Source organism: Streptomyces sp. NBC_01016, assembly GCF_026341035.1.
GTDB lineage: Bacteria > Actinomycetota > Actinomycetes > Streptomycetales > Streptomycetaceae > Streptomyces.
This window is the reverse complement of the sequence record NZ_JAPEOQ010000002.1, coordinates 1,998,323-2,018,971: the sequence shown is the minus strand read 5'-3', so window position 1 is coordinate 2,018,971 and position 20,649 is coordinate 1,998,323. Positions and strand designations below refer to the sequence as shown.

At 69.5% G+C, this 20,649-nt stretch carries 16 protein-coding genes; 10 read left to right on the top strand and 6 right to left on the bottom strand.

The genetic code is table 11. The features are described 5' to 3' along the window. Positions 1–130 precede the first annotated feature (130 nt). From OG746_RS35925 to OG746_RS35915, 3 genes are all read right to left on the bottom strand, one after another. Positions 131–1,666 (bottom strand): MFS transporter, encoded by a 1,536-nt coding sequence (locus OG746_RS35925; protein WP_266722420.1) that lies wholly within the window; start codon positions 1,664–1,666, stop codon positions 131–133. Further along, positions 1,663–3,276, bottom strand: coding sequence for an amidohydrolase (locus OG746_RS35920; RefSeq protein ID WP_266722419.1), 1,614 nt, complete (start codon positions 3,274–3,276; stop codon positions 1,663–1,665). The genes OG746_RS35925 and OG746_RS35920 overlap by 4 nt, the downstream gene beginning before the upstream one ends. 84 nt (positions 3,277–3,360) lie before the next feature. Then, entirely contained in the window at positions 3,361–4,962 is a 1,602-nt protein-coding gene (locus OG746_RS35915; RefSeq protein ID WP_266722418.1) for an MFS transporter, read from the bottom strand. Positions 4,963–5,250: 288 nt separating this feature from the next. Here OG746_RS35915 and OG746_RS35910 point away from each other — a divergent pair, with 288 nt between their 5' ends. Further along, on the top strand, positions 5,251–6,405 hold the full coding sequence (locus OG746_RS35910; RefSeq protein WP_266722417.1) for a PP2C family protein-serine/threonine phosphatase: 1,155 nt from the start codon (positions 5,251–5,253) through the stop codon (positions 6,403–6,405). Between the two features lie 108 nt (positions 6,406–6,513). Here the strand turns inward: OG746_RS35910 and OG746_RS35905 are convergent, their stop codons facing one another. Further along, positions 6,514–6,936, bottom strand: coding sequence for a YjbQ family protein (locus tag OG746_RS35905; protein WP_266722416.1), 423 nt, complete (start codon positions 6,934–6,936; stop codon positions 6,514–6,516). 121 nt (positions 6,937–7,057) lie between these two features. Here OG746_RS35905 and OG746_RS45575 point away from each other — a divergent pair, with 121 nt between their 5' ends. From OG746_RS45575 to OG746_RS35880, 6 genes are all read left to right on the top strand, one after another. Next, the gene (locus tag OG746_RS45575; protein ID WP_351276907.1) at positions 7,058–7,141 is read left to right on the top strand and encodes a putative leader peptide; all 84 of its coding nucleotides are present in this window, start codon (positions 7,058–7,060) and stop codon (positions 7,139–7,141) included. Between the two features lie 143 nt (positions 7,142–7,284). Next, entirely contained in the window at positions 7,285–8,193 is a 909-nt protein-coding gene (locus tag OG746_RS35900; RefSeq protein WP_266722415.1) for an ABC transporter permease, read from the top strand. Next, positions 8,166–8,924, top strand: coding sequence for an ABC transporter ATP-binding protein (locus OG746_RS35895; protein ID WP_266722414.1), 759 nt, complete (start codon positions 8,166–8,168; stop codon positions 8,922–8,924). Before OG746_RS35900 ends, OG746_RS35895 begins: the two co-directional genes overlap by 28 nt. Before the next feature lie 102 nt (positions 8,925–9,026). Next, positions 9,027–10,073 carry an ABC transporter substrate-binding protein gene (locus OG746_RS35890; RefSeq protein ID WP_266722413.1) on the top strand — a complete coding sequence of 349 codons (1,047 nt, stop codon included), beginning with the start codon at positions 9,027–9,029 and terminating at the stop codon, positions 10,071–10,073. A 4-nt stretch (positions 10,074–10,077) separates the two neighbouring features. Further along, entirely contained in the window at positions 10,078–11,247 is a 1,170-nt protein-coding gene (locus OG746_RS35885) for an LLM class flavin-dependent oxidoreductase (RefSeq protein ID WP_266722411.1), read from the top strand. A gap of 88 nt (positions 11,248–11,335) precedes the next feature. Continuing rightward, a complete protein-coding gene (locus OG746_RS35880) occupies positions 11,336–12,475 on the top strand; it encodes an NAD(P)-binding domain-containing protein (protein WP_266722409.1) in 1,140 nt (379 codons plus the stop codon). A 105-nt stretch (positions 12,476–12,580) separates the two neighbouring features. Here the strand turns inward: OG746_RS35880 and mltG are convergent, their stop codons facing one another. Beyond that, positions 12,581–13,429 (bottom strand): endolytic transglycosylase MltG, encoded by an 849-nt coding sequence (mltG, locus tag OG746_RS35875; protein WP_266722407.1) that lies wholly within the window; start codon positions 13,427–13,429, stop codon positions 12,581–12,583. Between the two features lie 120 nt (positions 13,430–13,549). Further along, positions 13,550–15,364: an ABC transporter ATP-binding protein gene (locus OG746_RS35870; RefSeq protein WP_266722405.1), complete on the bottom strand. Its 1,815-nt coding sequence runs from the start codon at positions 15,362–15,364 to the stop codon at positions 13,550–13,552. 138 nt (positions 15,365–15,502) lie between these two features. Between OG746_RS35870 and OG746_RS35865 the strand changes: the two genes are divergently transcribed. The 3 genes from OG746_RS35865 (at position 15,503) to OG746_RS35855 (ending at position 20,582) form a co-directional block, all read left to right on the top strand. Continuing rightward, positions 15,503–15,946, top strand: coding sequence for a MarR family winged helix-turn-helix transcriptional regulator (locus OG746_RS35865; RefSeq protein WP_266722403.1), 444 nt, complete (start codon positions 15,503–15,505; stop codon positions 15,944–15,946). Between the two features lie 104 nt (positions 15,947–16,050). Next, positions 16,051–18,984, top strand: a complete 2,934-nt coding sequence (locus tag OG746_RS35860) for an FAD-binding and (Fe-S)-binding domain-containing protein (RefSeq protein WP_266722401.1) — start codon at positions 16,051–16,053, stop codon at positions 18,982–18,984. Between the two features lie 149 nt (positions 18,985–19,133). Next, a complete protein-coding gene (locus OG746_RS35855) occupies positions 19,134–20,582 on the top strand; it encodes a Gfo/Idh/MocA family protein (protein ID WP_266722399.1) in 1,449 nt (482 codons plus the stop codon). Positions 20,583–20,649 lie beyond the last annotated feature (67 nt).

The window sequence follows — 20,649 nt, the reverse complement described above, 5'->3', positions numbered from 1 at the left end:
TTGTCCCTGTTGGTGTCCGCCACCCCACTCGAAACCCGAGTCCGATGGCAACACGACTTCACCACCGCAGCGTAAGTACCCGCTGTCCACGGCCATGGGGGAGCTTCAGTGCGGTATTGCCGTTGTGCAGTCAAGGGCGCTCCGGTGGGCGCCGTCGCAGAAAATGCCAGGCGAGTCCGAACAGGAAGGTGAAGACGACGGCGAAGACGAGCATCGTGGTCCGGTAGGCGGTGATGTAGGTGTCGGTGGAAGCGGCGACGACCTGCTTCATGAGGTCGGTGCCCTTCGCCCACTCGGGCACCTTGCCGTCCTGGAACCAGCCGGCGACCGTGGTCTGCTCCGACGGTGTCAGGCCGAGGTCGGCCAGCTTGTCCGGCAGGCCGCGGCCCAGGCCCCCGTAGAGCAGGGTCGAGCTGATCGCTGAGCCGAGGGCGAAGGATGCCTGGCCGACCGCCGGTTTGCTGGCCACCGTGACGCCCACGAGGTCGGGCGGTGGTACCTCGACGTAGAAGCCGCCCGCCGCGGTCTCCGTGAGCATCCGCGAGAAGCCGCCGACGACGAGAGCGAGGGCGAACACCCAGTACGGTGTCGAGGCGCCGGCCACCGCGAGCAGGAACATCGCGAGCGCCACCCCGGCGAGGCCGAGCAGCACCAGGCTCTCGGGCCTCCGCCCGCGCGCGGCGAGCCGGCCCGCCGCGAACGCGCCGATCACCATGGCGAGGGTCGCGGGGAGCTGGCCGAGTGTCACGCCGAGCGGGCTGTACGCGTAGACGTACTGCCACAGCAGTGCCAGTTGGAGTGCCATGACGGCCTGCCACATGTTGAAGGACACGTCGGCGACGAGGGCACCCGCGAGGCCGCGGTTCTTGAACAGGTGGACGGGCAGGGCGGGTTCGTCGTAGCGGATCTCCCACCATACGAACGCGACGAGGGCCACCACGCCGAGCACCACCGGGACGAGGACCCGTGCGGTCAGCCAGCCGTGGGAGGCGTTGCTGACGCCCCAGATGAGGCCCGTCAGGCCGAGGGCGACGAGCACCAGGCCCACCGGGTCGGCCTTGCGGCGGTGCACGGCCTTGGAGCGGGGCACGTAGACCTTGTTGAGGATCAGGGCGAGCGCGGCGACGACGGGCACCACCAGGTAGCCGAGCCGCCAGTTCGCCCCGATGAGGCCGCCACCGATCACCGTCAGCGGCAGCGCGATGCCCACCTGGCCGGTGAAGTACAGAGACATGGCCTTGGGGACGCGGTCGGGAGCGACCGTGCGGATCAGGGCCATGGACAGCGCGAGGGTGCCTGCCAGGCCGATGCCGGTGATCACGCGCCCGATCAGGTAAACGGTGAGGTCCGGCGCCGCGGCGGTGACGAGACCGCCTACAACCAGCGCTCCCGCGCACCACAGCAGCGTCAGGCGGCGGCCGTAACGATCGCCGACGGTGCCGATCGCGAGGATGGACGCGGCGAGCGCCAGAGTAGCGGCGGACGCGGCGACGGAACGCTGGGTCGCGGACATCCCGAACTCGGCGGCGGCCGACGCGAGGGCCGTGTTGTGCAGCGACACGTCCGCCGCCTGCGCCACGCCCGCCACGGTGAGGGCGAGGATCGCCGCGCCGGGGCGCCGTGCGACGCCGTCGGCGACCGTCGTGTCGCCGGCCGAGGTGCTCACCGCCCCTCGTACACCGTGACGCCGCGCTTGATGGTGCGCAGGACCTCGATGTCGCGGATCGCGTCCACCTCGACCTCCAGCGGATTGGCGTCGAGGACGACGAGGTCGGCGAGTTTGCCGGTCTCGATGGAGCCGCGGTCGTCCTCGGTGCGGTGTTCGTACGCAGCGTTGATGGTCAGCGCGCGCAGGCCCTCCAGTGGTGTGACGCGCTCGTTCTCGCCGAGCACGACACCGCCGGTGGAGGTCCGCGCGACCGAACTCCACAGCAACACAAGGGGGTTGATCGGGGTGACCGGGTAGTCCGAGTGGTTCGTGGGTTTCAGTCCCCGGTCGATCGCCGAGCGCATCGGGGAGATGCCGAAGGCACGCTCCTCGCCGAAGTTGCGGATGTGCGTGTCACCGAAGAGGAGGGTGTGGATGGTGAACATCGACGGCTCGAAGCCCTCGGCGACGTACTCGTCGAGCTGTTCGCGGCGCATGACCTGCGAGTGGATGGGGACGGTGCGTCCCGGCGGGGTGGCCCCCGCGGTTTTCGCCGCGCGGTGTGCGGCGAGCAGCCGGTCGATGGCGGCGTCGCCGTTGCAGTGCGCGAAGACCTGCACACCGTTCTCGTACGCCTTGGTGACGACGGCGTCGGTCTCCGCCTGGTCCATGTTGGCCAGGCCGTGCCAGCACTGCTCGCCGCCCGGTCCACCGGTCTTGTACTCCTCGGTGACGAACGCGGTGCGGCCCTGCGGGGACCCGTCGATGATGAGCTTGACGCCCTGCACGGTGTGCCCGTCGACGGTGGTGTCGACGAGCCCGGACTCCAGGGCCTTGGCGAGGTCCGAGTAGATGATCAGGGACCGTACGTCGATGTGGAGCGGCGCCTGTTCTGCGTAACCGCGCACCTTGGCGATCTGGGCCTGGGTGGCCGCGCCGTCCTGGGCGGTGGTCACGCCCCAGCGCGCGTACTCGGCGAGCATGGCGTCGAACTCTTCGCGACCGTAGTCCATCAGGCTGAACACCAGCGGGATCCAGGCCTGCTCCCACAGGATGCCGTTGGGTTCGTTCGTGCCCGGGCGGCGCACGATCGTGCCGCCCTCGGGGTCCGGGGTGTCGGCGGTGAAGCCGAGTTCGGCGAGGACGCGGGAGTTGACGGTGCCGCCGTGCGCGGAGATGTGGACGACGGCGACCTTGTGGTCGGGGAACTCGCGGTCGAGGATCTCGGCGGTCAGCTCCCCGCCGTCGTCCATCGCGTCCGGGTAGTGGGCCCATCCGACGATGTAGTCGTCGGGGCCCGGTTGGTTGCGTTCCTTGGCCTCGTGGAGCTTGCGGAGGATGTCGGCCACCGTGCGGGTGTCGCCGACCGGTGGTGTGTGCAGGGCGGCGTGCTTGATGTACGGGGCGCCCATCGACACATGGCTGTGGGCGTCGACGAAGCCCGGCACGACGGTGCGGCCCTCCAGGTCGATCACCTCCGTGGCGGGCCCCGCGAGTGCGGTGACGTCGGCCGTACTGCCGACCGCCGTGATCCTTCCGTCGGTGACGGCGACGGCCTCGGCGACCGTGTCGGACGCGTCGACGGTCAGAACGGTGGCGTGGGCGAGGATCAGGTCTGGCGTCCCCATCGGTGCTCCCGGTGTTCGAGCGCGGCGTCCGGGCTGTGCGGCGCCGCGCGGTGTGGCTCCTGGCAGGCGGATGTGTGGTGGGGGTCAGGCCCGGTCGGTGGTCTGGTCGGCGAGAGCGGCGGGGCGGCCGTCCAGGGTGAGCGGGCCGTCGACGAGGCGGCCGGCCTTGCGGTCGCGGTTCGCCTTGGCGAAGAACAGCGTGCTGATCACGGCGAAGAAGGCGAGGAAGCCCGCGATGATGAACATCGTGCCGCTGAGGGAGTCCACGAAGACCTTCGAGGCCTGGTCGACGGCCTTGTGCACGAGGGCCGGGTCGTAGTCGGACATGTCACCGCCGGACACGTACTGGTTGATCATTCCGGTGTAGTAGCCCTGCTGGGACGGTTCCACGTTGGCCTTCTCCAGGGCGTCGGCGATGCCGCGGCCGTACTGGCCGAACAGGAACGTCGAGGACAGCGCGGTGCCCAGCGCGAAGCTGGTCTGCCCGATGGCGGTCTTGGACGAGGCCATCGCGCCGGTGAGCGCGGGCGGCGGCTTCGCCACGAAGAACTGGCCCATGGTGGTCTCGTTGAGCATGCGCGCGAAGCCACCGATGATCATCGGGATCGCGAAGAAGATGTACGGCGACGTGGTCGTGGAGAAGCCGAACACCAGCATCGTCCCGATCAGCAGGACGTGACCGACGATCAGGTTCACGGAGGCGGGCACGCCCTTGGACAGCAGCCGCCCCGCGACCATGGCCCCGACCACCATGGCGAGGTTCATGGGGAGTTGGCCGAGGCTGACCTGGACCGGTTCGTAGCGGTAGACGTACTGCCACAGCATGGACAGCTGAATCATCACCACGGCCTGCCACATGTTGAACGAGAACCCGGTGGCGACCGAGCCGGCCAACTCGGGGTCCTTGAACAGCTTGACCGGGAACGCGGGATGGCTGACCCGCGCCTCCCACCAGATGAACACCACCATGCACACGACGCCGATGATCAGCGGAACCAGCACCTGCGCCGCGCCCCAGCCGTAGGTCGAAGAGTTCGACAGGCCGTAGATGAGGCCGATCAGTGAGATCGCGATCGAGCCGAGACCCACGTAGTCGAAGCGCCCGACGTCGTCGGACTTGGCTTCCGGCAGCCCGCGCAGACACATCACGAAGGCAACGAGCGCGATGATCGGCATCGTCAGATAGCCGAGCCGCCAGCCGAACCCGGCCATCCACCCGGCGACAACACCGAGCACCAGCGCGGCGGCGGTCTGCCCGGCGAGCCAGAACGCCACGGCCTTCGGGATCGCGTCGGGCGCCACCTCGCGCAGCAGCGCGAAGCTCAGGCCGAACGAGGCGGCGATGCCGAGGCCGGTCACGGCGCGCCCCAGAATGAAGATGCCGGTGGTCGGCGCGATCGCCGTGATCACCCCGCCGACGATCGCGGTGAGCAGGCCGAGCCGCATGATCTTCCGGCGGCCCAGACGGTCGCCGAGCGAACCCGTCGTCAGAATGAACGCGGCCAGCGCCAGCGTTCCGACACTGGCGGCGAACGCGCGGCCCGAACTGGACATGTCCAGATCGCTGCCCGCCCCGACGATGGCGATGTTGTTGGCGGTGGGGTCCACGACCTGCAGGCAGGACGCGGCGGTCAGCGCGATGAGCGCCGCCGTCGTCCCCTTGCGTGTCGCGCTCGGCGTTGCCATCGCAGCCCTCTCTCACGAGCGGAGATCTTGATCCAGAGACGGGCACCATTATGTGACAGTAAGTCGCTTTTCGCTCGATGCATGCCACTTACCCCATATACCGAGGAGCTCGTCACTGCGGGGTCCGGGAGACTGCGGCGGATCGTGCCGACTGTCGCGGGGTGCGCATGAGCGGCCGGTGGTGTTCGTCGCCGGACAGCCTGAGATGGGCAGCCGGCGCCCGGCTGGCAGTCCCGAACGGCGTCTCATACGATCCGTTTCATCGCGAAACACGCATAAGGTGAAAAGTTGCCAGAGCCTGCCATCGACCTCGACGCCATCGCGGACGCTCGAACCGGCAAGCCGGGACGCCTCGCCCGGTACGCCAGGCGCGGTGTGGACCTGGTGCCGGTGCTGCTGATCCTGGCAGGCGCGCTCTTCATCCAGTGCGCCCCGGACGAGATCTCCTCGCAGGACTTTCTCGAGATCGCCGTACTGATGGCCGCTGCGCTGCAGTCACTGCGGGCCACGTTGGCGACGGCCGCGCTCAGCATGGTGGTGCAGTTCTGGCTCGAGTACGACACGGGGGACGTGGGTTCCGCGGCTTCGGTGGCGGAACTGGTCGGCCAGTTCACGGTCTGCGTGGCGGCCGTCGCCATCAACCGCCTCGCCGCCGGTCAGTCCCGGCGCCTTGCCTCGGCCAGGGCGATCGCGGCGGTCACCACGCAGGCCGCGCTGCCTACGCCGCCCGAGGAGGTGGGCGGGCTGCGACTGGCCGCGAGCTACCGGGCGGCGGACACAGAGGCACGCATCGGCGGCGACCTCTACGCCGCGCAGGAGACCCCGTACGGAGTCCGGTTCGTGGTCGGCGATGTACGGGGCAAAGGCCTCCAGATGGTGCAGACCGTATCCCTGGTGGTCGGCTCCTTCCGGGAGATCGCCACGCACGAGCCCGACCTGGCCGCCGTCGCCGACCGGTTGGACGGCACCGTGCGCCGCGGCGTCACCGCCCACCACGGGCTGATGTCCGAAGAAACGTTCGTCACCGCCGTCTTCGCCGAGGTCGCCACCGACACCGGTACCCTGCGGCTGGTCAGCCGCGGCCACCCGTCCGCGCTGCTACTCACCCCCGACGGCGGGGTGGACGTACTGGAACCGACGACGTGGTCCCTCCCGCTCGGCCTGGGCGACCTCGCCCCCGAGGCGGACGAGGTGGTCGAGCACCCGTTCCCGCCCGGCTCCACCCTGCTGCTCGTCACCGACGGGGTGACCGAGGCCCGCGACCGCCGGGGAGCCTTCTACGATCCGGCCACCGCCCTCCGAGGCCGCACCTTCACCAGCCCCGCCGAGCTGCTCCGGGAAGTCCGCTCGGCCGTCGTCCGGCACACCCGCGGCCACCAGGAGGACGACGCGGCGATGTTGGCCGTCACCCGGCCCAATCCCGATGATCGGAGGGCCCGATAGCAGAAGGGCGCCGACGCGCTGCTGTGCGAGAACGCCTATGCAGTGGCACCGTTCGATCTCAGGTGCACTTGGTACGGCCGAACTTCAGGCCTACAGTCGACGCCCCCGTCACCCGAGAAACGACAGGCGAACCTGCCGCCGCGGATTGTCCCTGTTCGTATCCACCAAACACACCGACTGCCACGTCCCCAGCTCCAGCCCACCCCGCACCACCGGCAACGTCGCATGCGGCGGCACGATCGCCGGGAGGACGTGGTCGCGGCCGTGGCCCGGGGAGCCGTGGCTGTGCTGCCAGCGGTCGTCCGCGGGGAGGAGGGTGTGGAGGGCGGCGAGGAGGTCGTCGTCGCTGCCGGCGCCCGTTTCGATGATGGCGATGCCTGCCGTGGCGTGCGGGACGAAGAGGTTGAGGAGGCCGTCGCGGCCTTGGGCGACCTCGCGCAGGAAGGACTCGCAGTCGCGGGTGAGGTCGGCGATGCGCTCGGTGGAGCCTGTGGTGATGTCCAGGACTCGGGTCGTGAAGACGTCTGACATAGGGACATTGTCGCCCGGATGAACTGCGGAGCGCCTGCTCGGGCGACCGGCTGCCGGTACGCATGGTCCACCCGCTGAGACGATATTGACCGTACGTCGACAGCTGGATACGTTCTGCCGCATGTTGCGTTCAGCCATGCTCACCACGCGCGGTCACATCGACCTGCTGCGGGTGGCCTCTGCCGCGTGTCGCCGCGGCTGCTGACGCCTTTTCTCGCTTCTTCTGCGCTTCTTCACTCTTCTGCGCTCACCCTCTTCTCGTTGCCGCTTCGGTGTTCGGCCGTGACGGCGCGCCGCTGACGCGCGCCCGCTGACGCCGAGGCGTGCCCTCGCCTGCCATGGAGTGCCATGAGCACCAGTCATGCCCCGCCCGTTTCGTCTGCCCGGTCGCCCGAGGAGGAACCCGGGCAGGCCGCCGACAAGGCGTCCGAAGGCCAAGCAGTTGGCCAGTCGCCCGAGCTCGTTCCCCTTGTCCCTTCCTCCACCCGACGCACCCGCGTTCCCCGTTGGCTGCGCCGTACCAGTGGGCCGTTGCTGCTTCTCGCACTGTGGCAAGTCCTCACGTCTGTAGGGGTGTTGACGCCCGAGGTGTTGGCGTCGCCGGGCACCATCGCGCGGGTCGGTGCGGATCTCGTGTCCGACGGGTCGCTGCCCGCGGCCATGGGTGTCTCGCTGCAGCGCGTCGCCGTCGGGCTGCTGTGTGGTGTCGTCGTCGGGACCGGGCTCGCGCTGGTGTCGGGTCTCTTCCGGATCGGCGAGGATCTCGTCGACGCGAGTGTGCAGATGCTGCGGACCGTGCCGTTCGTCGGGCTGATTCCGCTGTTCATCATCTGGTTCGGCATCGGTGAGGCGCCGAAGGTAGCCATCATCACCCTTGGTGTGTCCTTTCCGCTGTACCTGAATGTGTATGCCGGGATTCGTGGTGTCGACTCCCAACTCATCGAGGCCGGGGAGTCGTTGGGGCTGAGCCGATGGGGGCTCGTGCGTCATGTCGTGCTGCCGGGCGCGCTGCCTGGCGCCATGACCGGGTTGCGGTACTCGCTCGGCATCTCGTGGCTGGCGCTCGTCTTCGCCGAGCAGATCAACGCCGACGCCGGCATCGGATTCCTGATGGTGCAGGCGCGGGACTTCCTGCGCACCGACGTCATCGTCGTCTGCCTGATCGTCTACGCGTTCCTCGGCCTGCTCGCCGACTTCGTCGTCCGTTCCCTCGAAAGGCTGCTGCTGCAATGGCGACCGACGTTCACCGGCCGGTGACCCCTTCCCCCGAGACCACCATCGGTGCCGGTTCCGCCGTGCGCGTCGAAGGTCTCTCCCGTTCCTTTGACGGGCGCGCCGTCATCGATGACCTTCAACTCGACGTAAAGCCAGGGGAGTTCGTCGCCCTGCTCGGGCGCAGCGGGTGCGGCAAGTCCACGCTGCTGCGCATCCTCGCCGGGCTCGACCGCGACATCGAAGGCACCGTACTCGTACCTCGGCGCAAGGCCGTCGCGTTCCAGGCGCCGCGGCTCATGCCGTGGAAGCGGGTGTGGCGCAACGTCCTGCTCGGCCTGCCGGGCAAGCCCGAACGCGGCGTCGCCGAGCGGGCGTTGGACGAGGTGGGGCTCGGGCACCGTACGGACGCCTGGCCCAAGACCCTCTCCGGTGGCGAGGCCCAGCGTGCCTCGCTCGCCCGTGCCCTCGTGCGCGAGCCCGATCTGCTGCTGCTCGACGAGCCGTTCGGCGCGCTCGACGCGCTGACCCGGATCAAGGCCCAGCGCCTGGTCGGCGAGTTGTGGCAACGGCGGGGCTGCGCCGTGCTGTTGGTGACCCACGATGTCGAGGAGGCGGTACTGCTCGCCGATCGGGTGCTGGTCATGGACGACGGTGTCATAGCCCACGAGACCCGTATCGATCTGGAGCGGCCGCGCGATCTCACCGATCCGCGCTTCGCCGAACTGCGCGCCGAGCTGCTGAACCGGCTGGGTGTGGACGAGTCCTCCCACTGACCCGATCTCCACGCCCCATCTTCACGCCCCATCTCCGCGCCCCATCTCCGCTCCCCTTCTCGCGCTTCTCTCATCGCCCCCCTATTTTTGAACGGACTTGTCATGCGACGCCCTCTCATAGCCGGCGCCCTCGTCACCCCCCTCGCCCTCCTGCTCGCCGCCTGCTCCGGCGCCACCACCGCCAGCACATCCACCGGCAGCGGTGGCAGTGGCGGCGTCGACGGGAAGGGGTCACTCACCCTCAACGTCGGTGACCAGAAGGGTGGTTCGGAGGCCGTACTCAGGGCCGCCGGTGAACTTGACGACCTGGACTACAAGATTCGCTGGTCCACGTTCACCTCGGGGCCGCCGCTCCTCGAAGCCATCAACGCCAAGGCCGTGGACATCGGCGGCGTCGGCAACACACCGCCCGTCTTCGCGGCCGGTGCCGACTCGAAGATCAAGGTGGTGTCCGCCAGCCACGGGACCGCCAAGGGGGACACGATCCTTGTCCCGAAGGGCTCGAAACTGAAGAGTCCTGCGGGGCTCAAGGGCAAGTCGATCGCGGTGGCCCAGGGGTCATCGGCGCACTACCAGCTCGTCGCCTCGCTCAAGAAGGTCGGGCTCGCGCTGAAGGACGTGAAGGTCAAGTACCTTCAACCGGCCGACGCGCTGGCCGCGTTCACCGCGGGCAAGGTCGACGCGTGGGCCGTCTGGGACCCGTACACCTCGCAGGCGTTGCGCGCGAAGCTCGGTCGCGTGCTCACCGACGGCGACGGGGTCACCAACGGGCTCGCCTTCCAGGTCGCCTCCCCCATCGCCCTCGCCGACAAGAAGAAGTCCGCCGCCATCAAGGACTATCTCGATCGGCTGCGGCGCGCCCAGAACTGGGTCTACAAGCACCCGCAGGCGTGGGCGAAGGTGTGGGCCAAGGACACCGGACTGCCGTACGGGGCGGCGTACGACGCCGTGAAGCGTACGAACGGCACACGCGTCACGGTCGCCGTCGACAAGAACGTGATCGCCTCTGAGCAGCAAATCGCCGACTCCTTCACTGAGTTGAAGTTGATTCCGCGCAAGGTCGACTTCTCGAAGTACGTCGACACGCGCTTCAACGACAAGCTGCCGCCCTCCACCACCGCCCCGCGCACATACGGCAAGGAGTCCTGAACCCATGAACGTTCATCTGCACTGGTTCCTGCCGACCGGCGGCGACGGACGCACCCTCGTCGACCGGCACGCCTTCAGCGGCGGGGCACTTGAGCGTTCGCCGGGCGGGCCGATCTCCGGAGTGCGCGCGCCCGACCTCGACTATCTCGTTCAAATCGCCAAGGCGGCCGAGCAGTTGGGCTTCAAGGCCGTGCTCACTCCGACCGGGACGTGGTGCGAGGACGCGTGGCTGACGACGGTCGCGCTCGCCCAGCACACCGAGCGCCTGAAGTTCCTCGTGGCGTTCCGGCCCGGGGTGATCTCGCCGACGCTCGCCGCGCAGATGGCGTCGACGTATCAACGCCTCACGAACGGAAGGCTCTTGCTCAATGTCGTCACCGGTGGTGACTCGGCCGAGCAGCGGCGCTTCGGCGACCATCTCGACCACGATCAGCGCTATGCACGCACCGACGAGTTCCTTTCGGTGGTGCGTGGCGTGTGGGGCGGCAGCTCGCAGGAGCCGTTCGACTTCGCCGGGGAGCACTACCGGGTCGACGGCGGCTACACGGCGCTTCCGCCGGATCCGCGGCCGGAGATCTTCTTCGGTGGCTCGTCGGCCGCCGCGGGGCCGGTCGCGGCGCGGCACTCCGATGTGTATCTGACGTGGGGCGAGCCACCGCAGCAGGTGAAGGAGAAGATCGACTGGATCCGTTCGCTCGCCGAGCACGAGGGGCGCACCGTGCGGTTCGGGATCCGGCTGCACTCGATCTCGCGCGACTCCGCGCGGGACGCGTGGGCCACGGCGGACCGGCTGCTCGACGACCTCTCCCCCGAGGCCGTCGCCGCCGCGCAGGCCGCGCTCGGGCGCAGCGAGTCGGTCGGGCAGCAGCGGATGCTGGCGCTGCACGGCGGTGAGCGTAAGAGCCTGGAGATCTCGCCCAATCTGTGGGCCGGGATCGGTCTCGTGCGCGGTGGCGCCGGGACGGCGCTCGTCGGCAGCCACGCCGATGTCGCCGACCGGATCGAGGAGTACCACGCGCTCGGCATCGAGCACTTCGTGCTGTCCGGGTATCCGCATCTGGAGGAGGCGTACTGGTTCGGGGAGGGTGTCATTCCCGAACTGGCCGCACGCGGGCTCGTGGAGCCGGTCGCGCGCCGGTCCGGTGTGCCGCTGGCGGTTGCGGGCGGGCGCTGATGGTCGCGGGCGAGCGCTGACGGGGGGCGCTCGTTTCCTGGTCGGCGCACGCGGGAAGATCTCGCGCTCCGATGGAGTTAGTAGAAACGTGAACGACATCGGGGTACGAGACGCCGCCTCCGCCGATGGTCCGCGCCGAGTCGACGTCGTCGTCATCGGCGCCGGCCAGGCAGGGCTTTCCGCCGCCTATCACCTGCGCCGCGTGGGCTTCGAGCCCGAGCGGGACTTCGTCGTCCTCGACCACGCGCCCCGCCCCGGCGGCGCCTGGCAGTTCCGGTGGCCCTCGCTCACCTACGGCAAGGTGCACGGCATGCACGCGCTGCCCGGCATGGAACTGACCGGCGCCGACCCCGCGCGACCCTCCTCGGAGGTCATCTCCGGGTACTTCACCTCGTACGAGGAGACCTTCGATCTGCGCGTACGGCGCCCGGTCGACGTGCGGTCGGTGCGCGAGGAAAGCGAGGGGCGCGAAGGGCGCGAAGGGGAGGACGGTCGGCTGCTCGTCGAGACCTCCGACGGGGTGTGGTCGACACGCGCCCTGATCAATGCGACGGGCACCTGGGACCGGCCGTTCTGGCCGCGTTATCCGGGGCAGGAGACCTTCCGCGGGCGGCAGTTGCACACCGCGCAGTACCAAGGGCCGGAGGAGTTCGCAGGTCAGCGCGTCGTGGTGGTGGGCGGCGGGGCCTCAGGGACGCAGCACCTGATGGAGATCGCTCCGGGCGCCGCCTCGACAACCTGGGTCACCCGCCGGCCGCCCGTCTTCCGCGAGGGCCCCTTCGGCGAGGAGGCGGGGCGGGCCGCCGTGGCGGCGGTCGAGGAGCGGGTACGTCAGGGGCTCGCGCCGCTGAGTGTGGTGTCGGTGACCGGGCTTCCGGTGAACGACGCGATCCGCGCGGCCCGCGCGAACGGTGTCCTCGACCGGCACCCCATGTTCGACCGGATCACGCCGACCGGTGTGGCCTGGGACGACGGGCACGAGGTGGCGGCCGACGTGATCCTCTGGGCCACCGGGTTCCGCGCCTCCATCGAGCATCTGGCGCCGCTGAAGCTGCGCGAAGCGGGCGGCGGGATCCGGATGGAGGGCACGCGCGCGGCCCTCGATCCCCGCATCCACCTGGTCGGCTACGGCCCGTCGGCGAGCACGATCGGTGCGAACCGCGCGGGGCGGTCCGCGGTCCGGGACATTCAGCGGCTACTGGGGCGCAGGACGTCGGTCGCGGTGTGAGGCGACGCGGGTCGGCGCTCACCTGCCGGTTAAGCACCCAAGCCCCTCGGCACCGCGGTCCCCCGCCGCCGGCACCCCGGCATCCCGGCACCAGGACGGGGCCCGTCAACCGTCCTTCTTGGCCTTCGCCTGGTTCTCGTTGAACTCCGCCACGTTCTTCTCCTGCTCGCCCAGGTCCGCGGTGAAGCGCGTGTCCCCCGGCTTGACCGTCACGAAGTACAGCCAGTCACCCGACGCCGGGCTGGTGGCCGCCTCCATCGCCTGCTCCCCCGGATTGCCGATCGGGGTGGGCGGCAGCCCCTTGCGCGCGTAGGTGTTGTACGGGTTGTTGATCTTCGTGTCGTCGTGGGTGGTGTCCAACGTGGAGCGGCCGAGCGCGTAGTTGATGGTGGAGTCCATCTGCAGCGGCATGTCGTGATCGAGCCGGTTGTATATGACGCGGGCGACCCTGTCCATGTCCTCCTTGTTGTCCGCCTCGGCCTGCACGATGCTCGCGATGATGACGCGCTGGTACGGGTTGACGGCGTTGCGCTCGGCGCCCGCGGTCGTTCCGCTACCGCTGCCGCTGCCGCCGCCGAACCTCTTGTTCGCCGTGTCGACCATGTACGAAAGGACCGACTGCGGGGTCGACTTGTCGTTCAAGGGATACGTCGCCGGGAAGAGGTAGCCCTCGGCGTTGCCACCCGCGTCGCCCGGAAGCTTGAGGTGGGCCTTGGGCGCGGCCTTCTTCGTGGTGCCGGCCGGGACGTCGAGCGCCTTGTCGACGGCCTCGTACACCTGGCCCGAACGCCAGCCCTCCGGGATGGTCAGAACCCGGTTCGACTCGTCCCCGCCCGCCAGGGCCAATGACACCGCGACGGCGGTTGCCGCCACGACGGCCCCGGTCACCGTCATGGCGACGCGTCCTCGGCGCGTGATTCGCGTCGTGCTCCGTCGCGGAGTCTCGGTCTGCATGCCGGAACGGTAACCCCTGCGTCAGAACATCCCTGACATATCTCTGCCCTCCTTGACTCCCTCACGGACTCTCTCCCCACTGTTCGCGCCGATGTCATGGCGGCCCGGGCACAACTCCCGTCACGCGGCCGCTTCCACGCGCGCGTCCCGCCGCACGAGCGCCGCGTAGCGGCCCTCCTGGCCGAGCAGTTCCTCGTGCGTGCCGCGCTCGGCTATTCGCCCGGAGTCCAGGACCACGATCTGCTCGGCGCCGCGGACCGTGGAGAGACGGTGCGCGATCGTGAGCGTCGTGCGGTTGGCCGAGAGCGCGTCGATGGCTTCCTGTACGGCGTGCTCGGTGCGGGTGTCGAGCGCACTGGTCGCCTCGTCGAGGATGAGCACCGGCGGGTCCCGCAGAATGGTGCGGGCGATCGCCAGGCGCTGCTTCTCGCCTCCGGAGAAGCGGTGGCCGCGCTCGCCGACCACGGTGTCGTAGCCGTCCGGGAGAGCGGCTATGTGCTCGTGGATCTGGGCCGCGCGGGCCGCCGCGTACAGCTCCTCGTCGGTCGCGTCGGGCTTGGCGAACCGCAGGTTCTCGGCCACCGAGGCATGGAACAGATACGTCTCCTGGGAGACCACGCCGATCGCGCGCGCGAGGGTGTCGAAGTCCAGGTCGCGGACGTCGACCCCGTCGAGCGTCACGCGCCCGCCCGTGACGTCGTAGAGCCGCGGCACCAGATAGCTGAGCGTGGACTTGCCGGAGCCGGTGGGGCCGACCACGGCGAGGCTGCCGCCTGCGGGGACGGTGAGGTCGATGCCGTCGAGGATCGCGCTCTGCCGCTCGTCGTCGCTGTCGTAGCGGAACTCGACGTTCTCGAAGCGGACCTCGCCCTTGACGGTGTCGAGGCGGACCGGGTCCTCGCGCTCGGTGATGTCGACCGGCAGGTCCAGGTACTCGAAGATGCGCTGGAACAGGGCGAGCGAGGTCTGGATCTGGACGCCGGTCTGCAGCAGGCTCACGGTCGGCCGGAACAGGCCCTGCTGCAGCGAGACGAACGCGACGAGCGTGCCGATGGAGACGGTGGGGCCGCCGAAGTGCAGGGCGATGCCGGCCGCCCAGTAGATGACCGCGGGCATGGCGGCCATGACGATGCTGATGACGGCCATCCGCCAGCGCCCCGCCATGTTCGACCTGACCTCCAGGCCGACCAGTTCGTCCGACTCGTCGGCGAAGGACTTGGTGAGGGAGTCGGCTCGGCCCATGGTGCGGCCGAGCAGGATGCCGCTGACGGAGAGCGACTCGGTGACCGTGGCGGCCATCGCGGCCATCTGCTTCTGGCGCTGTGTGGCGATCTTCTTGCGCTCGCGGCCGACCCGGCGGCTGATCCACACGAAGATCGGCAGCAGGAGCAGGGAGACGATCGTCAGGCGCCAGTCCAGGGCGATCATCGCGATGACCGTGGCGACGACGCTCGTCAGGTTCGAGACGAGGGAGGTCGCGGTGGAGGTCACGGTCGCCTGCATGCCGCCGATGTCGTTGGCGATGCGGGACTGGACCTCGCCGGTGCGGGTCTTGGTGAAGAAGGCGAGGGACATGCTCTGCAGCCGGCCGTAGACGGCGGTGCGCAGATCGTGCATGACGCGCTGGCCGACCGTCGTCGAGATCAGCGTCTGCAGGACGCCGAAGACGCTCGTCACGACGGCGCTGACGATCATGCCGAGGGCGAGCAGGCTGAGCAGCCCGGTGCGACCCTGCGGGATGGCGACGTCGAGGATCTCCTTGAGCAGGAACGGTGTCGCGACCGTGACCAGCGAGGCGGCGCCGACGAGCAGCCCGACGAGGGCGAGGCGGCCGCGGTAGGGGCGGAACAGGGACAGGATGCGGCGGATCTGCCGCGGCTGCCCCGATGCGTCGGCATCGGGGGGCGGCGTCCAGCGGATTTCGTCGCGGGGCATGGGCCTCCTAGGCATAGAGGGAACTCGGCACGCGCCACTCATCGGGTACCGACGGGGCAGCAGTCGAGTTCGACTCGAGGAGCATAATGCATTGTTACCTCTATTCACAATGCACAAGGTCCTGCTAATGTTCCCGGCATGAAGACACCGGACGCCGACGGTTTCCTCGCCGAGCAGCTGCTGCGGCTGACCCGCCGCCTGCAGCGGATACAGCGGCGCCAGCTGGAGCCGGTCGGGATCACGCCCGCGCAGTCCCGGCTGCTGCGCACGCTGGTGCACTACGAGACGCCGCCGCGCATGGCCGATCTCGCGCAGCGGCTCGAGGTGGTCCCGCGCGCCGTGACGACGACGGTGGACGGCCTGGAGGCGGCCGATCTGGTGCGCCGTGCGCCGGATCCCACGAACCGCCGGGTGATCCGCATCGAGCTCACCGACAAGGGCCGGGCCGCCCTGCGGGAGCTGCGCAGCGCGCGCCGCGCGGCGGCAGAGGAGATCCTGGCACCGTTGGACAAAGAGCAGCGCGCGCAGCTGACGGTCTTGCTGAACGCGCTGTTCGAGCCCCCGCGCACACCGGAGTGCTGACCGCGCCGCAGCACTGACAGTGCCGCTGCACTGACAGAGCCGGGGTACTGACATTGCCGGGGTACTGACAGCGCCGGAGTACTGATAGCGATCGAGGAGAGGCCATGCCGCTGCTGGAGCCGAAGCCGGAAGCCCTGCGTCCCGGAGCCCGTCCGTCGGGGCCTGCGCCCGACCGGGTCGCGGACCGGCAGTCCGGTGGCACGCCCGAGCCGTTGCGCTCGGAGCTGACGCGGCTGCTCGGCGCGGACAAGGTGCTCACCAAGATCTCGGACCTGGTGCGCTACGCGTCGGACGCCAGCCCGTACCGCTTCGTGCCGCAGGTCGTGGTGGTCGCCGAGGACATCGACGACGTGTCGGCGGTGCTCTCCTACGCGCACGGCAAGGGCCGCGAGGTCGTCTTCCGCGCGGCGGGCACGTCGCTGAACGGGCAGGCGCAGGGCGAGGACATCCTCGTGGACGTCCGCAGGTTCTGGGCGGGCATCGAGGTGCTCGGCGACGGTTCGCGCGCGCGGATCGGCCCCGGCACCACCATCGTGCGGGCGAACGCGACGCTTGCGCGGCACGGGCGCGTACTCGGCCCCGACCCGGCGAGCGCGATCGCCTGCACGGTGGGCGGAGTGGTGGCGAACAACGCGTCGGGGATGACGGCGGGCACGACCCGGAATTCGTACCGGATGGTCTCCTCCCTCACCTTTGTGCTGCCGTCCGGCACGGTCGTCGACACGGGCGACCCGCGCGCAAATGAGGATCTGGCGCACGCCGAACCGGCGCTCTGCGAGGCCCTGTTGGCGATCAAGCGAGAGATCGAGGAGGACGCCGAGCTCACCCGCAGGATCCGCGCCAAGTACGAGATCAAGAACACGAACGGCTACCGGCTGGACGCCTTCCTGGACGGCGAGACCCCGGTGCAGATCATGCGCGGCCTCATGGTGGGCTCGGAGGGCACCTTCGGGTTCATCTCCGAAGTCGTCTTCGACACCCTGCCGTTGGACCGGAAGGTGTCGACGGCGCTGCTGTTCTTCCCCTCCCTGACCGCGGCCGCGGCGGCGGTGCCGGTGTTCAACGAGGCGGGCGCCCTGGCCGTGGAGCTGGTGGACGGCAATACGTTGCGCGCCTCGGTCAGCGTGCAGGGTGTGCCGCAGGACTGGGCCGAGCTGCCCAAGGAGACGACGGCGCTGCTGGTGGAGTTCCGCGCCCCGGACGAGAAGACCCAGGCCACCTACGAGAAGGCGGCGGCGAAGGCCCTCGAAGGTCTCGAACTCGTCTCGCCCGTGACCTCGGTGACCAATGAGTTCACGCGGGACGCGAAGACCATCGGGGGCTACTGGAAGGCGCGCAAGGCGTTCGTGACGGCGGTCGGCGGCTCGCGCCCTTCGGGCACCACGCTCATCACGGAGGACTTCGCGGTGCCGCCCTCGCGGCTCGCGGAGGCGTGCGAGGCGCTGCTCGAACTGCAGACACGGCACGGCTTCGACGCGGCGGTGGCGGGGCACGCGGCGCACGGCAATCTGCACTTCCTGCTGGCGTTCGACGCGGCGAAGCCGGAGGACGTGGAGCGGTACGCGGCGTTCATGGACGAGTTCTGCCGCCTCACGGTCGACCGGTTCGACGGCTCCCTGAAGGCGGAGCACGCGACGGGCCGCAATATCGCCCCCTTCCTGGAGCTCGAATGGGGCTCCAAGGCAACGGAGTTGATGTGGCGCACCAAGCAGGTCATCGACCCGGACGGGGTGCTCGCGCCGCGCATCGTGCTGGACCGCGACCCGAAGGCCCATCTGCGGGGCCTCAAGACGATCCCAAAGGTGGAGCTGATCGCCGACCCGTGCATCGAGTGCGGCTTCTGCGAACCCACGTGCCCCAGCGAGGACTTGACGACCACGCCGCGTCAGCGGATCGTGCTGCGCCGCGAGATGATGCGCCAGCCGTCCGGTTCACCGGTGGAGGACGAGCTGATCGACGCCTACGGGTACGACGCCGTGGACACCTGCGCCGGCGACTCCACGTGCAAGCTGGCCTGCCCGGTCGGCATCGACACGGGGGCGTTCATGAAGACCTTCCGGCACGCCCGTCACTCGCCGCGCGAAGAGCGGACGGCCGCGCTCGTCGCGAAGAACTTCAAGGCCGTGGAGACCTCGGCCCGGCTCGCCGTGGCGGCCGCCGACAAGATCGGTGACCGCCTCCTGAGTGCCGTGACGGGCGCCGCGCGCAAGGCCGTTCGGCCGGACCTGGTGCCGGAATGGCTGCCGGAGGTACCTGCCGCGGCGGCCCGGAAGCTACCGCGTACCGCGCGCGTGGGGGCCACGGCCGTCTACTACCCGGCGTGCGTGAACCGCATTTTCGGCACCCCCGGCGACGTATCGCTGCCTCAGGCCGTTGTCGCGGTCTCCGCGCGCGCGGGCAAGCCGGTGTGGATCCCGAACGATGTGGCCGGGACGTGCTGCGCCACGATCTGGCACTCCAAGGGCTACGACGAGGGCAACACGGTGATGGCGAACCGGATCGTCGAGGCGGCCTGGGCCTGGACCGGGGGCGGCCGGCTTCCCCTCGTGGTGGACGCCTCCTCGTGCACGCTGGGCATCGCGCACGAGGTGGTGCCGTATCTCACCGACGACAACAGGGAGTTGCACGCGGAGCTGACCATCGTGGACTCCCTGGTCTGGGCCGCGGAGGAACTGCTGCCGCGACTCACCATCGAGCGCACGATCGGCTCGGCCGTGCTGCACCCGACGTGCTCCATGGAACACCTGGGCGACGTCGGCCAGTTGAGAGCCCTGGCCGAGGCCTGCGCCGACGAGGTGGTGCTGCCGGACGACGCGGGTTGCTGCGGCTTCGCGGGCGACCGAGGCATGCTCCACAAGGAGCTGACCGAGTCCGCCACGGCGAAGGAGGCCGCGGAGGTCACGTCCCGCACATACGACGCCCATCTGTCGGCGAACCGGATGTGCGAGGTCGGCATGGACCATGCGACGGGCCGCTCGTACTACTCCGTACTGGTCGAGCTGGAGCGGGCGACGCGGCGCGGTGCAGCCCGCGTGTGAGGGCGCGTGAGGGCGCGTCACATGAGTCCAAAAGCCCGATGACATAAGTCCAACCACCCGTCCGATTCGACCTCTTGCGCCCCTGCTCTCACTCCCAGCAGGGTGGCTTGCGCTTGCCCCGGCACCGCACCCACCCTGTTGGAGGTCCGATGCACGACAACGAGCGCAGCCCCCTCGACAACCCCGAGCCCGATGGCCGGTCCCGCCGCGAGGTGCTGCGCACCGCGGGCGCCACCGGCGCCGGACTCGGGTTCATCGCACTGGGTTCGAGCTCGACTGCACAGGCCGCGGAGACTTCCGACGCCGGTGGCTCCGGGGCGGCCGAGGCCACCACTGCGGCGGCACCGGCCCGGCAGGGCGACACCATGATCGGCGTACCGTTCGAGCGGCGCTCCACGGTTCGGGTCGGCATCGTCGGCCTCGGCAACCGCGGCGGCAGCATGATCGACCTCTTCCTTGCGATCCAGGGCGTCCGGGTCGTCGCCCTGTGCGATCCGGTCAAGGAGAAGACCGCCAAGGCGGCGGCGAAGGTGACAGCAGCGGGTCAGCCCGCGCCCGCCATCTACGCCAAGGGCGACCACGACTTCGAGAACCTGTGCAAGCGCGGGGACATCGACTTCGTCTACGTGGCGACGCCGTGGGACTGGCACTTCGAGATGGCGAAGACGGCGATGCTGAACGGCAAGCACGTCGGCGTCGAGTGTCCCATCTCGCTCCAGCTGGACCAGCTGTGGGAGCTGGTGAACCTCTCCGAGCGCACCCGAAGACACTGTATGCAGCTGGAGAACTGCTGCTACGGACGCAATGAAATGCGCGTCCTGCGGATGGCCCACGCGGGCAAGTTCGGTGAGCTGCTGCACGGCGCCGGCGCGTACAACCACGACCTGCGCGGCCTCATGTTCGACCCGGACTACTACGAGGGCCCGTGGCGCCGGCTGTGGCACACACGGCTGCGCGGCGACCTGTACCCGAACCACGGCTTCGGTCCGGTCGCGAACTACATGGACGTCAATCGCGGCGACCGCGTCACCCACATCTCCAGCTTCGGCACACCGTCCCTGGGCCTCGCCGAGTACCGCGCGGCCAATATGCCCAAGGACGACCCGAGTTGGAAGGAGTCGTACATCGAGTCGGACCGCACGATCAGCCTGGTCCAGACGGCGAAGGGCCGGGTGATCCGTCTGGAGCACGACGTCAGCACCCCGCACCCGTACTCGCGGATCAATCAACTCGGCGGAACGAAGGGCGTCTTCGAGGACTACCCGGAGCGGATCTACATCGAGCCCGACCACACGGACGACGCCTGGGGCGACTTCGCGAAGTACGCCGACTGGGACCACTGGCTGTGGAAGGAGCACTCGAACCCGCCGGGCGGGCACGGCGGGATGGACTACATCATGGTGTTCCGCCTGATGCAGACGATACGCCTCGGGCTCGTCCCGGACTTCGACGTGTACGACGCCGCCACCTGGACCTCACCGGTTCCGCTGAGCCATCTCTCGATCAAGGCGAAGGGCGCGCCGCAGCAGATCCCCGACTTCACGCGCGGCGGCTGGCGCAAGGCGCGCGGCGGTGTCGACTCGGAGAAGCCGAGCTAGGGTCTGTCGTTTGGATCAGGTCGGATCAGGGAGCGGGGTCCGGTGCGTGCGATCGCAAGGCGGAGGA

Excerpts from the sequence above, each read along its gene's own strand:
- OG746_RS35920 (WP_266722419.1), bottom strand. The coding sequence starts at position 3,276 with ATGGGGACGCCAGACCTGATCCTCGCCCACGCCACCGTTCTGACCGTC.
- OG746_RS35915 (WP_266722418.1), bottom strand. The coding sequence starts at position 4,962 with ATGGCAACGCCGAGCGCGACACGCAAGGGGACGACGGCGGCGCTCATC.
- OG746_RS35905 (WP_266722416.1), bottom strand. The coding sequence starts at position 6,936 with ATGTCAGACGTCTTCACGACCCGAGTCCTGGACATCACCACAGGCTCC.
- OG746_RS45575 (WP_351276907.1), top strand. The coding sequence starts at position 7,058 with ATGTTGCGTTCAGCCATGCTCACCACGCGCGGTCACATCGACCTGCTG.
- OG746_RS35900 (WP_266722415.1), top strand. The coding sequence starts at position 7,285 with ATGAGCACCAGTCATGCCCCGCCCGTTTCGTCTGCCCGGTCGCCCGAG.
- OG746_RS35895 (WP_266722414.1), top strand. The coding sequence starts at position 8,166 with ATGGCGACCGACGTTCACCGGCCGGTGACCCCTTCCCCCGAGACCACC.
- OG746_RS35890 (WP_266722413.1), top strand. The coding sequence starts at position 9,027 with ATGCGACGCCCTCTCATAGCCGGCGCCCTCGTCACCCCCCTCGCCCTC.
- OG746_RS35885 (WP_266722411.1), top strand. The coding sequence starts at position 10,078 with ATGAACGTTCATCTGCACTGGTTCCTGCCGACCGGCGGCGACGGACGC.
- mltG (WP_266722407.1), bottom strand. The coding sequence starts at position 13,429 with ATGCAGACCGAGACTCCGCGACGGAGCACGACGCGAATCACGCGCCGA.
- OG746_RS35870 (WP_266722405.1), bottom strand. The coding sequence starts at position 15,364 with ATGCCCCGCGACGAAATCCGCTGGACGCCGCCCCCCGATGCCGACGCA.
- OG746_RS35865 (WP_266722403.1), top strand. The coding sequence starts at position 15,503 with ATGAAGACACCGGACGCCGACGGTTTCCTCGCCGAGCAGCTGCTGCGG.
- OG746_RS35860 (WP_266722401.1), top strand. The coding sequence starts at position 16,051 with ATGCCGCTGCTGGAGCCGAAGCCGGAAGCCCTGCGTCCCGGAGCCCGT.
- OG746_RS35855 (WP_266722399.1), top strand. The coding sequence starts at position 19,134 with ATGCACGACAACGAGCGCAGCCCCCTCGACAACCCCGAGCCCGATGGC.